The sequence below is a fragment of the Pantoea sp. LMR881 genome (assembly GCF_027157825.1).
GTDB classification, from domain to species: Bacteria; Pseudomonadota; Gammaproteobacteria; order Enterobacterales; family Enterobacteriaceae; genus Pantoea; species Pantoea haifensis.
On sequence record NZ_JAPVOK010000002.1, the window covers coordinates 1,424,837 to 1,437,415 of the forward strand.

Below are 12,579 nucleotides of genomic sequence, written 5' to 3' on the forward strand. Positions count from 1 at the left end.
TTAACGATTAATGGACGGCATTCTCCTGCATCCCGGCGCTGACAATCAACCTTGATGCCAGCGTAAAGGTAAAGCAGGTCTCCCGATCGGGAATGCTGGTGATTTCCAGTCGTGAACCGTGATGACTAAGGGCATGCTTAACGATAGCCAGCCCTAACCCGCTACCGCCCGTCGCGCGTGAGCGGGCTTTATCAACGCGATAAAAACGCTCGGTCAGGCGTGGCAAATGCTCAGGCGGGATCCCCGGTCCGTTGTCACACACCTTAAATACTGCGCCCTGCTTGCTGCGCAACCAGCTGATATCAATGCGTGTACCATCTGGCGTATGGTTTACCGCGTTGTAGACCAGGTTAGAGATGGCGCTGCGTAACTGTTCATCGTTGCCAAAGACTTTTAAATGCGGATCGGTGTGAAAATGAATTTCATGGCGTCCGTTGCTCAGGGTTTCTGCTTCGTGTTGCAGTAATTTGAGCATCACCGGCACATCAACTTTTTCTTTCATATCAATGACCGGCGCCGCCTCAATACGCGACAGCGTGAGCAACTGCTTCACCAGGCTATCCATGCGGCGCGTCTGTTCTGACATGGTGTGTAATGCTTTGCCCCGTGAACGCTCGTTTATTACCGAATCGTTCATCATCTCCAGATAGCCTTGCAGCACCGTCAGCGGCGTGCGCAGCTCATGGCTGACGTTAGCAAAGAAGTTACGACGCGCTCCTTCCAGCTGGTGCATTTGTGTTACATCACGCGCCACCAGCAGCCATTGCCCTTCGCTATACGGCATGACGCGGAATTCCATATGGTGTTGATTATTTAACACCAGCGTCAGTGGCTTATCGAAATCGCGCTGGCGAATATAGCGGGAAAATTCGGGGTAGCGCAGCAGGTTAAGGATATTCTGGCCATTATCTTCGGGCCAGCGTAAGCCAAGATGCTGTTGCGCCAGGCCGTTACACCAAAAAATGGTGCCCTCTTCGGTAGTCAGAATCACCGCATCCGGCAGTGACTCTGCGCCACTGCGGAAGCGTTTGATCAGATGGCCTAATTCACGGCGACGTCGCCGGTTACGCAACTGCATCTGATACAGGCCGTAAAACAGCGGTTCCCAACTTGCCTGGCCCGTCGGCGGCGTCATGGTGCGATCGAGCCACAGCCAGTGCGATAAGCGCATCAGGTTATGAAAATGCCACAGCAACACCGCCAGAACGCTGATCAGTAGTAGCCATGGCAAATAGCCAAACAGCAGACCAAGGATCAGTGCAGGCAGACACGCCAGCACCAGTTCGGACAGTAATCTCTTCCAGGAGAGGCGTTCCAGCACGGTTAAAGCTCCGTTTAGTAGCGGGCAGAGAAACGATACCCTGTTCCGCGAACGGTTTGTACCATGCGATCATGGCCAGAGACTTCCAGTGCTTTACGTAAACGGCGGATATGCACATCAACCGTGCGATCTTCCACATACACGTTAGTGCCCCAGACGTGGTTCAGCAGCTGTTCACGGCTGTAAACGCGCTCCGGGTGCGTCATAAAAAAGTGCAACAGCTTATATTCGGTAGGCCCCATTTCCAGCGGCGTGGTTTCTGACATTACACGGTGCGATGAGGGATCCAGGCTCAGGCCCTGCATCTCAATCACCTCTTCTACCGCCATGGGGGAAATACGACGCATCACCGCTTTGATGCGCGCCATCAGCTCTTTGGGCGAGAAAGGCTTCGTGATGTAATCATCAGCGCCCACTTCCAGACCCCGTACGCGATCTTCCTCTTCACCGCGTGCCGTTAGCATCATGACTGGGATCTCGCGCGTCATTGCTTCGCGCTTCAGATGCTTGATAAATTGAATGCCGCTACCGCCGGGTAACATCCAGTCCAGTAATATCAGATCTGGCCAGGGTTCAATCAGTTTCCCGACCGCGCTGTCATAATCTTCTGCCTCGATTGGCTGATAATCGTTCTGCTCCAGAACAAAACACAACATTTCACGGATTGGGGCTTCATCTTCCACAACCAAAATGCGCTTAGCCATTATTACTCCTGCTGATATGACGGCTGTCACTGGGATTTGCGGCGTCATTATGCGTCAGATTTGTGACACTTTTATGAAAAACATACCCCGTAAGATCAGGCTTTAACAGCGGTTTATGACAGCGGCACGACATTTTTCTGTTTTCGTTACCGCACCGCTATTTAGCAAATAAATTTCGCTTAGCGCCAGGGGATACCTGCAACTTTGACCATGACAGGTATAATCGCCGGGCAATTTGTAACGGCAGGGAGTTTTATGCGCATCATTCATACTGCGGACTGGCATTTGGGGCAGTTCTTCTATAACAAAAGCCGGGCGGCTGAACATCAGGCTTTCCTTGACTGGCTGCTGACGCAAATCGGGCAGCATCAGGTCGATGCGCTAATTGTTGCAGGCGATCTGTTTGATACTGGCGCACCGCCAAGCTATGCGCGTGAAATGTTCAACCGCTTTGTCGTGGCGCTTCAGCCGAGCGGCTGCCAGCTGGTGGTGCTGGCGGGTAATCACGATTCGGTTGCCACCCTGAATGAGTCACGCGAACTGCTCGCCTGCTTAAACACCCGCGTCATTGCCACGCCGCAAGGCGATGGCGACGTGCTGGTATTGAACGATCGCCAGGGCGCACCGGGCGCGCTGCTGTGCGCCATCCCTTATTTGCGCCCACGCGATATTATGCGCAGCCGCGCCGGTCAGTCAGGACGCGAAAAGCAGATCAGCCTGCTTGAGGCGATTACGGCACATTATCAACGTAGCTTTAGCGCCGCGCAGGCGCATGAGATGAAATTGCCGATTATTGCGACCGGCCACTTAACCACTGTCGGCGTCACGAAAAGCGAGTCGGTGCGTGATATTTATATCGGCACGCTGGATGCGTTTCCGGCTTCTGCTTTCCCTGCTGCCGACTACATTGCGCTGGGCCACATCCATCGCGCACAGCGCGTTGCGAACAGCGATCATATCCGTTACAGCGGCTCCCCCATTCCGCTCAGTTTTGATGAACTGAGCAGTGAAAAGAGCGTCTATCTGGTGGACTTTTCCCTTGAGGGCCTGCAAAGCGTCACGCCACTGCCCGTGCCCTGTTTTCAACCGATGCAGATCCTTAAAGGCTCGCTGGCGCAAATTGAGCAACAGTTGATGGCCTTTCATACGTCAGAAACGGAAAAACCGGTCTGGCTCGATATCGAAGTAACAACGCAGGAATATCTCAGCGATTTGCAGCGGCGTATTGAAGCCTTAACGGCTGAATTGCCGGTCGACGTGCTGCTGCTGCACCGCAGCCGGGCGCTTCGTCAGAACAGCCTGGCGCGCCTTGATAACGAAACCCTGAGCGAACTGAAAGTGGAAGAGGTTTTTGCTCGCCGTTTAGCGTTAGACAGCGAGATGGATGATGCCCAGATCGCGCAACTCACCACTCTGTTTCGCAGCACGCTGGCTGAAATGGAAGAGAACGAATGAAGATCCTCACGCTGCGTTTTAAAAACCTCAATGCTTTGAAAGGCGAGTGGTTTATCGACTTTCGCGAAGAGCCGTTTGCCAGCAACGGGTTGTTCGCCATCACTGGCGCAACCGGCGCGGGCAAAACCACGTTGCTGGATGCCATTTGTCTGGCGCTTTATCACCAGACGCCGCGTCTTGGTGCGATCTCGCAAAGCCAGAATCCGTTGATGACGCGCGACTGCGCTGAATGTCTGGCTGAAGTCGAATTTGAAATTAAAGGTGAAGCCTGGCGCGCATTCTGGAGCCAAAACCGCGCACGCGGCACCGCCGATGGCAAACTTCAGGCACCCCGCGTTGAGCTGGCGCGCTGCGCTGACGACCAGATTGTCGCCGATAAGGTTGGCGATAAGCTAAAAATGGTTGAAACACTCTCCGGTCTCGATTTTGAACGCTTTACGCGCTCAATGATGCTGTCACAAGGCCAATTTGCGGCCTTTCTGAATGCAAAAGCGGGTGAGCGCGCCGAACTGCTGGAGGAGCTGACCGGCACAGAAATTTATGGCCTGATTTCGATGGCGATTTTTGAGCGGCATAAGGTGGCAAAAAACGCGCTGGATCTGCTGCGCAGCCGGGCTGGCGCGATGGCGCTGCTCGATGCCGATACGCGTGCGGCGCTGCAACAGCAAATCGCCCTGCTTACTGAAGCAGAAAAAGCGTTATCGGCGGAATATGATCACGCACACAAACAGCAGCAGTGGCAGCAACAGGCGCAACAGTTCAGTCGTGATGTGCAACAGATCAACGATGCGTTACACACAGCGGAACAGGCGTGGCAGGCCGCTGATGCCGATCGTCAACGCCTGGCGCGCAGTGAACCGGCAGAAAAACTGCGGAGCACACTGCAACAGCGCGACGGCCTACAGGCGGAACAGCGTGAGGTACTCAACAGCCAGCACCAGCTTACCCAACACTATCAGGATGCCCTGCAGCATCAGGCGCGCGAGCAGCAATCCTGGACCGGGGCGCAAACCGCTTGTGAACAGGCACGGCAGCAGCAGCAACAGCAGGAAAACATCCTGACAGAGCAGGTTATACCGCTCGATCAGCAGCTTAATACGCTGCAACAGCAGGAACAGGCGCAGCAAAAGAGCGGGAACAGCAGCAGCAACTCTGCCTTCAGGCGCAGCAGACGCTTGATCAGGAAAATAGCCAGTATGAAAAATTGCGCACTGAGATTGCCGCACAGCAAACGCGACGCGAACAACTCGCTGACGTGGCTCGCTGGGGCGCATCGTTGCCGCTATGGCAGGAACGCTTCGCGCAGCTCTCGCAGCGTGAAGCCGCTCTTAATGCCCTGGCGCAACAACATCAACAGCAGCAGCAACAGTTAACGCAACAGCAGCAAGACTTTGCGCAGCACGCACAGCAGGCTGCTCCGCTGCAACAGGCGGAACAGCAGGCTCTGCAGGCGATGCAGCAGGCGGAGCAAGCACTAACTTCGCTTCAGCACGCCTGGCCGCCTGAAACGTTACGCCAGTCGCTACAACAGCGGCAAAACAGCCGCGATGCGCGACAGTCGCTAACGCTGCTCTCTTCTCAGTGGCAATCGCTACAGCAGCAGTTCAGCGTTCGCCAGCAACGCCTGACCGCCCTGGAGAAGAGCCATCAGCAGGTTGAGGCACAACTGCACGCCCTGCGCGATGAGTGGAAACGTGAAAACCAGCAGCTGGCAGACGTTGAAAAAATCTGCGCGCTGGAGCGCCACATCGCCGATCTTGCTGATTATCGCGCCCGGCTTGAAGCCGATCAGCCCTGCCCGCTATGTGGCTCCTGCTCCCATCCGGCCGTTGAGGCGTACACCAAACTGGAAATCAGTGAAAATCAGCAACGGCTGGCAACACTGAAACAGCAGGTTGAAACGCTGAAAGAAGCGGGCACAGCGAAAAAAGAGCAGGTCAAACATTCACTGATTCAACAGCAAAATCTGCGCGAAGAGATCGCCGATCTTCTCCGCCAGGTAGCCTCTTTAGAACAGCAGTGGCAGGTCCTGAGCAGTGAGCTGGCGCTTACTTTTAAACTCGATGATAGCCAGGCGCTGGCAAACTGGCAGCAAGAGCAAACGGAGCAGGAAACCCACCTGCTTCAGCAGATGCAGGCACAGGATGAGGCTGAACGGGCACGCCAGGCGGCTAAAGATAACTATCTGCAACAGCAGCAGGCCTGGCAACAGTATCAGCAGGCGCAGCAGTTAGCGCAGCAAACCTTAACCAACCAGCAGCAGGCATCCGAAGCCTTACAGCAGCGTATGCAACAGGAACAGGCCAGCTGGCAGCAGTTAAACGATGCGCTGCAACAGCAGCTGGCCAGTGTGGCATTAACGCTGCCAGCCGCAGAGGAGCGCGACGCCTGGTTCGCTACGCAGCAGCAGCGTTGGCAGTGCTGGCAGGAAAGTGAGCAGTTGCTTACTACCCTGCAACCGCAACTGACGCGCGCGGAAACTCAACGCAATGCCTGTCAGCAACGGCGCGATCTTGAACAGCAGCGCCTGCATACGCAGCAGCAACATCTGACGCGGTTGCAGGCGCAACAGTGCGAGATACGTCAGCAACGTCAGGCGGTGTTTGGTGATCGTGACGTGAACAGCGCGCGACAGCAGATGCAAACCCGGCTACAGCAGACGGAAGCGGAGCTTGCGCAGACGTTAAGTCGCTGGCAGCAGGTGCAGTCGCAGGTCAGCAGCCTGAGCGGACAATTAGCCATCGTCGAGACACAGCGGTCCTCGCTGGCACGCCGGCTGGCAGACGCTGAAGAGACCTTTAAACACGCCTGGGTGACTGCCGGTTTCAGCGATGAAGCCAGCCTGCGTGCTGCCCTGCTTGATGAGCAGGAGGCAGAGCAGCTGCGCAACCGTCTGCAACAGCTCGATCAGCAGCGCCAGCAGCAGCGTACCCGCCTTGCTGAAGCGCAGCAGCGCCTTAGCGCGCATCAGCAGGCGCAGCCGGTTGCGATGCCCGCCTCGATCAACGCTCTGGCCGAACAGCTTGAAACGCTGCGACTGGCGTTGCGCGACAATGCCAGCCAGCAAGGTCAGGCGCAGCAGCAATTGCACAGCGATGCTGCCTTACGCGCCCAGCAGCAGGCATTAATGGAACAGATTGAGCAAGATGAGACGGCGCTGGCGCAGTGGAGCCTGCTCAATGACCTGGTCGGCTCCGCCAGCGGCGATAAATTTCGCCGCTTTGCCCAGGGCCTGACGCTTGATCACCTGGTGGCGCTGGCGAATCGTCAGCTGGATCGCTTACACGGGCGTTATTTGTTGCAGCGCCGGGCCATCGACGCGCTGGAGCTGGATGTGGTTGATACCTGGCAAGCCGATACGGCACGAGATACGCGAACACTTTCCGGTGGCGAGAGCTTTTTGGTGAGTCTGTCGCTGGCGCTGGCCTTATCCGATCTGGTCAGTCACAAAACACGCATCGAATCTTTGTTTCTCGACGAAGGCTTCGGTACGCTGGATGCGGAAACGCTTGATACTGCACTGGATGCGCTGGATGCACTTAACGCCAGCGGTAAAACCATTGGTGTTATCAGCCACGTCGAGGCGATGAAAGAGCGCATTCCGGTACAAATCAGAGTGCAAAAAATGAATGGGCTGGGTTACAGCAAACTTGTTTTACCGGGCCTGTAAGGGGATAACAATGCTAAAAGGGATAATCAGCAGCGCCTCAGTGGCGCTGCTACTGGCGGGATGCAGCAATACACCTTCTTATGATCAGGAAACAAACCGTTATCTGCATGACGTGCAAAGCCTGGTAACGCAAAAATTTGGCGATACCGGGCGCTATGCCGGTCAACGCTGTGTCGTCACCGCAGAGCGCCGCGCGGACGGGCTTTATAATGTTTTACGTACTGAGGGAAATGAGGCGCTGTGCTTAAAAGCGTGGCAAAGCGTCAGTAGCGCCCGTGGTATGCCACTGCCGCCCAAAAATGCCCCGCAGCAGCTGGTGTTTGTGTTTCCGCCTGCTAGCTAACCAGCCCCTCCTGCCGCCACTGGCGTGGGCTGATGCCAAACCAGCGGCGGAATGCGCGGGAAAACGCACTCACTTCTGAATACCCCAGCAGCAGCGCCATCTCCGAGATGGGTAGCTGCTTCTGTTGCAGATAATGCGTAGCCATTTCGCAACGTACGTTATCCACCAGCGCGGTGAAGCTTATCCCCTCCTCACGCAGGCGACGCTGTAGCGACCAGCTCGACAGCCCCATTTTATCGGCAATATCCTCTAAGACCGGTTCGCCCTGCATCAGTGACAGGTTCACCTGCGAACGCGCCTGTTCGGCAATGCTCTGCTGAGATACCGCGCTGTTAAGACGGCGAATAGCATCCTGCATCACCATCAACAACATCGGGTCGCTTTCCGGCATGCTGCGCATCAAATCGCGTTTAACAATCACCAGTGAGTTAAAAGGCTGATCGAACCAGACCGGCGCATCAAAGACTTTGCAGTGATCGTGCCATTGTTCCGGGCGCGGATGTTCGAAATGAACTTCGCGCGGTGCCCAGTTTTTACCGGCAACGTGGCGAATCAAATTCAAAAACATGCCAAGCGTCAGTTCAGCATCCTGACGTCGCGACAGAATCGCGCCGTGGCGCACCTGATAATCCAGTCGCCAGCATTCGCCTTTATCGACCAGCCGGGTCAGGGTGTCGTGCTGATGCCAGGGAAATGCATTCACCACATTGTGCAGCGCCTGCTCCAGCGTGGCGGAACACAATCCAATGTAACCAATCAGGCCTAATGACTGCGGTTTAAACTGCCTGCCGTAGTGCAAACCGAAGTTATCAAAACCAGAATGCCGTGCGGCCTCTTCCATTACGCGACAATAATTTACCAGCCCGAGGCTCAACGTTGGGCTGGTCAGCCGTTCAGGATCGATGCCACTGATGCCAAAAATACGGTCTACGTCACCTCCGCTGGTGTTGATGAAATCACTCAGGCCAGTGGCAGCCGCAGCCAGCACCCCATGATTACCCGCAGCAGCCGAAGAGAACGCGGCAAAGGCATTAGGCTGTGTCATTGAATTCATCGTCGCCTCAGCGTGTCGAAAAGAGAGATAACTTATAGTCAGCAATTTTCGTACCAGCTTAAGGCGACCCGATTTTCAAACAATTAGCCTGTCGCAAGTGAAACGGGGCACTGCGGCGGCGCAGCGGTGCGCATCGCTGGTGCATCAGGCCCCAATGGGCAGCGTTTCGGTTTCCAGATAGCGACGACAGAGACGCACCGAGTGATCGGCCCAGGAGGCACCTAAACTCCGCGCCATGTCTGTTTCGGCATGCGATCCCACCCATGCCGTTAGCTGTATACGACGCTGGATCAGCAAAGTGGGTATTATCGCCATCTCTTCATCACTGATGTGCGCCACCTGCTCATATCCATGGATCCAGTTTTCCACCCAGTCAGCTGCACGCGGATGATGCTCAACAAAGCTAATCGCAGCCGCTAAATCATGCAGATACCAGCCAAGGCCACAATCGTCAAAATCGATCACTCGCGTTTCGCCTTTGTGCAACAGTAAATTAGTCAGGCGCAGATCGGCGTGGATCAACCCATAGCGATCCGATCCTTTACCAAAGCCGTCGAGCTGCTGCCCTACCCGCCTAATCGCCGCTTCCACGATGCCATGATCGGCGGGGTTGAGATTAGGCGCATCCTGCCAGTGTCCCCAGTGACTTTGCGCGCTGGTCATGGTGTGATGATCCCAGATGATACGCTGGAAGCCAGCCGGTTTTTGCCAGCTTTTACTGTGCTGATGCAGCCGTGCGGTGATATGGCCTAACTGCCGGAAGGCTTTGGGATCGACGTCAGTGGTTGGCATTTCGCCGTCAATCCAGTGAAACAGCACCACGTGGCGCACGCTGCCATCGGCTAATAGCAGGCTCAGCACTTTCTCACCTTCGTTATCCGCGATCGCTTCCGGCACGACAATCCCGGTTTCACGCAGCGCATCCAGCCACAGCAATTCGCTGACGATATCCGCTTTTTGATGATAATCACCACGATGCAGGCGCATTGCGTAGCGTTTGCCCGCCGCTTGCAGCAAAAGGTCGCATTTTCGGAGCGGCACAACAGGCTCAATTCACCGTGCAGCGCAGCGGGATAATGGCTCAGCGCCTGCTGCGCCAGCGCAGTAAGTTGTGCATCCGTTAAGTTGTCATACTGTTTTGCACTCATCAGTTCGGCTCCGGGTAACTTGCGTGTTATCAGCATGGGTTGCCTGTCGCGTCACTGCTTGACCGCAGACAACCTGAAGTTGACCGCAGCGTGCATCTGGCACTTTTCTTGCGTCTGAGTTGACAGTGGAGGACAAAACTCACTGCGCCCACGTCAAGTCTTTATCACACAGGCAGCGGCATTATCCCTTCACTGTAGCGCAAAGGTTTTCGCGGTGTTATGCCGCTTCGCACCAACAACCACGGGGATAACAGTATGACAAGCAAACTCAAGCCCACCCTGGGCACCCTGCATCTCTGGGGGATCGCAGTTGGCCTGGTCATTTCAGGCGAATATTTTGGCTGGAGTTACGGTTGGGGTGTGGCAGGCACGCTGGGCTTTTTAATCACCACCGTGCTGATAGCCACTATGTACACCTGTTTTATCTTTAGTTTTACCGAACTGACGACCGCGATTCCGCATGCAGGTGGTCCGTTTGCTTATAGCCGCCGCGCCTTTGGTGAAACGGGCGGTTTAATTGCCGGTCTGGCGACACTGATTGAGTTCGTGTTTGCCCCTCCGGCAATTGCCATGGCGATTGGTGCTTATCTCAACGTGCAGTATCCCGAACTGAACCCTAAAACCGCAGCAGTTGGTGCTTACGTTGTGTTCATGACGCTGAATATTCTCGGTGTGAAGCTGGCAGCGATGTTTGAGCTGGTGGTCACCGTGCTCGCTGTGTTTGAGCTGCTGGTGTTCATGGGCGTGGTTTCGCCCGGCTTCAGCCTGGCGAATTTTGCTGCTCACGGCTGGGCAGGCAGCGACAGCTTCAGTATGCCTGCGCTGTCTGGTATTTTTGCGGCGATTCCGTTTGCTATCTGGTTTTTCCTTGCCATTGAGGGCGCAGCCATGGCAGCAGAAGAAGCGAAAGACCCTCAACGCACCATTCCAAAAGCCTATATCACTGGCATTTTGACGTTAGTGGTGCTGGCGATTGGCGTGATGTTGATGGCTGGCGGCGCAGGTGACTGGCGCAAACTTTCCGACATTAACGATCCTCTGCCGCAGGCGATGAAGATGATCGTTGGTGAAAACTCCAACTGGATGCATATGCTGGTGTGGATCGGCCTGTTTGGTCTGATTGCCAGCTTCCACGGTATTATTCTGGGCTACTCTCGTCAGTTCTTTGCGCTGGCACGCGCTGGTTATTTACCGCCCTCGCTGGCAAAACTGTCGCGCTTTCAGACCCCACATCGTGCGATCATCGCGGGTGGCCTGATTGGCATCGCCGCGATTTACAGCGATGGCGTGATTAATCTTCAGGGCATGACGCTGACCGCCGCAATGATCACCATGGCCGTTTTCGGTGCCATTGTGATGTATATGATGAGCATGCTTAGCCTGTTCAGACTGCGTCGCACTGCCCCTGATATGGCGCGCAGCTTCCGTGCGCCAGGCTACCCGATTGTGCCAGGTATTGCTCTGGCGCTGTCTGTGGTCTGTTTGCTGGCGATGCTGTGGTTTAACCCGGTGATTGGCGCCCTGTTTGTCGCCTTTATGGTGGTCGGGTATCTCTATTTCCTGGCAACGAAAGCGCAGCGCGATCGTGCGCCGCAGGACGGCATGTTGGTTGGCGAATAAGTCATTTTCGTTGGGTTAGTGAATCACTGACCGCAAAGAAATGGTCAAAGCCGGTTCGCCCGATCGCAAAGACGCAATGCGTCATCCATGACGCGCGTCCCGTACCGCTATTCGCCTCATCCGTGAGGTTCACCCGCTGGCGGGCCAACGCTAAATGTGGTTCAAAAACGCTCCCGGCGTTTTTGTCCTGGTACGGGACGCTTTGCTCTTCGGGCGAAGCGGTCTTTGGCGTTAAGTGTTGCTGTTTACGTAAAAGCCACATAAAGACAGAGCCGCACCGTTTAGCCTTTTACCGGCCATAACCATGCCGCACCGCGCACGCCACTCGAATCGCCATGCATCGCTTTAAATACCGGCGTTTCGCATTCGCCGCCAAATACCCATTTTTTCATCAGCGTCGGCACGGTTTGATACAAACGATCGTTATTACTCATGCCTCCGCCCAGCACAATCACGTCGGGATCCAGCAAATTCACCACCTGCGCCAGCGACTTCGCCAGCCGCATTTCATAACGGCTCATGGCTAACTCAGCAACCGGATCCTGCTGTTCCAGCAATTTAATGATGTCGGCCCCTTTGAGCACTACGCCGCTCAGACGATGATAATCGGTGGCAAAACCGGTGCCGGAAACAAAGGTTTCAATACAGCCCTGCTGGCCGCAATAACAGGGCACCTCTTCCCGGTAGCGCAACTCATCGGCATCCATCCAGGGTAGCGGATTGTGGCCCCATTCACCGGCATTACCGTTACCACCAGTGCGCGATACACCGTTAATCGCCACGCCTGCGCCCGAGCCAGTACCGATAATTACCGCAAACACCAGCGATTTGCCTGCGCCTGCGCCATCAATCGCCTCAGAAACCGCCAGACAATTCGCATCGTTAGCGATACGCACGTCACGATTCAGCGCCTGTACCAGATCTTTGTCCAGCGGTTGGCCATTTAACCAGGTTGAGTTAGCATTTTTCACCCGATGGCTAAAGGGCGAAAGCGTGCCAGGAATACCCAGGCCGACACTGCCGGTTTGCCCGGTTTTAGCTTCAGCCAGCAACACTAAATCCACAATGGTCTGGACTGTGGCTTGATAGTCGTTACGGGGTGTATTTACCCGATGGCGAAACAGTTCATGCCCTTCGTCAGACAAGGCGATGACTTCCGTTTTTGTGCCGCCCAAATCGATGCCTATGCGCACGGTTTATTCCTCATTATTCGTTCAGGTCAGAGATACAGTAGAAGGGCGGTGCCGGAAAGGCAATGAAACCT

Annotated in this window: 8 protein-coding genes and 2 pseudogenes; 4 read left to right on the forward strand and 6 right to left on the reverse strand. The window is 55.4% G+C overall.

What is annotated here, in order from left to right; translation table 11 throughout:
* Nucleotides 1–7: 7 nt before the first annotated feature.
* Complete coding sequence (phoR, locus tag O3W44_RS08605; RefSeq protein WP_269292738.1) at nt 8–1,321, reverse strand: phosphate regulon sensor histidine kinase PhoR; 1,314 nt, start codon at nt 1,319–1,321, stop codon at nt 8–10.
* 14 nt (nt 1,322–1,335) lie between these two features.
* Nucleotides 1,336–2,025 (reverse strand): phosphate response regulator transcription factor PhoB, encoded by a 690-nt coding sequence (gene phoB, locus O3W44_RS08610; protein WP_269292739.1) that lies wholly within the window; start codon nt 2,023–2,025, stop codon nt 1,336–1,338.
* Between the two features lie 255 nt (nt 2,026–2,280).
* On the opposite strand from phoB, the gene sbcD reads away from it, so the two are divergent.
* The 3 genes and pseudogenes from sbcD (at nt 2,281) to O3W44_RS08625 (ending at nt 7,493) form a co-directional block, all read left to right on the forward strand.
* The gene (sbcD, locus tag O3W44_RS08615) at nt 2,281–3,480 is read left to right on the forward strand and encodes an exonuclease subunit SbcD (protein WP_269292740.1); all 1,200 of its coding nucleotides are present in this window, start codon (nt 2,281–2,283) and stop codon (nt 3,478–3,480) included.
* A pseudogene (locus O3W44_RS08620) lies at nt 3,477–7,150 on the forward strand (SbcC/MukB-like Walker B domain-containing protein). Before sbcD ends, O3W44_RS08620 begins: the two are co-directional and overlap by 4 nt.
* 10 nt (nt 7,151–7,160) lie before the next feature.
* Nucleotides 7,161–7,493 (forward strand): cell envelope integrity TolA C-terminal domain-containing protein, encoded by a 333-nt coding sequence (locus O3W44_RS08625; RefSeq protein ID WP_269292741.1) that lies wholly within the window; start codon nt 7,161–7,163, stop codon nt 7,491–7,493.
* On the opposite strand, the gene qhpR is transcribed toward O3W44_RS08625, so the two are convergent.
* Both qhpR and O3W44_RS08635 read right to left on the reverse strand, forming a co-directional pair.
* A complete protein-coding gene (gene qhpR / locus O3W44_RS08630; RefSeq protein WP_269292743.1) occupies nt 7,486–8,547 on the reverse strand; it encodes an AraC-like transcriptional regulator QhpR in 1,062 nt (353 codons plus the stop codon). The two genes, O3W44_RS08625 and qhpR, sit on opposite strands and share 8 nt — an antisense overlap.
* A gap of 144 nt (nt 8,548–8,691) precedes the next feature.
* Nucleotides 8,692–9,695: pseudogene (locus tag O3W44_RS08635) on the reverse strand (phosphotransferase enzyme family protein).
* A 255-nt stretch (nt 9,696–9,950) separates the two neighbouring features.
* On the opposite strand from O3W44_RS08635, the gene eat reads away from it, so the two are divergent.
* Nucleotides 9,951–11,315 carry an ethanolamine permease gene (gene eat / locus O3W44_RS08640; protein ID WP_269292744.1) on the forward strand — a complete coding sequence of 455 codons (1,365 nt, stop codon included), beginning with the start codon at nt 9,951–9,953 and terminating at the stop codon, nt 11,313–11,315.
* Between the two features lies 1 nt (nt 11,316).
* Here the strand turns inward: eat and O3W44_RS08645 are convergent, their stop codons facing one another.
* Both O3W44_RS08645 and mak read right to left on the reverse strand, forming a co-directional pair.
* The gene (locus O3W44_RS08645; RefSeq protein WP_269292745.1) at nt 11,317–11,577 is read right to left on the reverse strand and encodes a hypothetical protein; all 261 of its coding nucleotides are present in this window, start codon (nt 11,575–11,577) and stop codon (nt 11,317–11,319) included.
* Between the two features lie 19 nt (nt 11,578–11,596).
* On the reverse strand, nt 11,597–12,508 hold the full coding sequence (gene mak, locus O3W44_RS08650; RefSeq protein WP_269292746.1) for a fructokinase: 912 nt from the start codon (nt 12,506–12,508) through the stop codon (nt 11,597–11,599).
* Nucleotides 12,509–12,579: the final 71 nt, after the last annotated feature.

Bases quoted from the DNA above. Each gene is read 5' to 3' on its own strand.
- O3W44_RS08625 (WP_269292741.1), top strand. From the start codon at position 7,161: ATGCTAAAAGGGATAATCAGCAGCGCCTCAGTGGCGCTGCTACTGGCG.
- eat (WP_269292744.1), top strand. From the start codon at position 9,951: ATGACAAGCAAACTCAAGCCCACCCTGGGCACCCTGCATCTCTGGGGG.
- O3W44_RS08645 (WP_269292745.1), bottom strand. From the start codon at position 11,577: ATGTGGCTTTTACGTAAACAGCAACACTTAACGCCAAAGACCGCTTCG.
- phoB (WP_269292739.1), bottom strand. From the start codon at position 2,025: ATGGCTAAGCGCATTTTGGTTGTGGAAGATGAAGCCCCAATCCGTGAA.
- qhpR (WP_269292743.1), bottom strand. From the start codon at position 8,547: ATGAATTCAATGACACAGCCTAATGCCTTTGCCGCGTTCTCTTCGGCT.
- sbcD (WP_269292740.1), top strand. From the start codon at position 2,281: ATGCGCATCATTCATACTGCGGACTGGCATTTGGGGCAGTTCTTCTAT.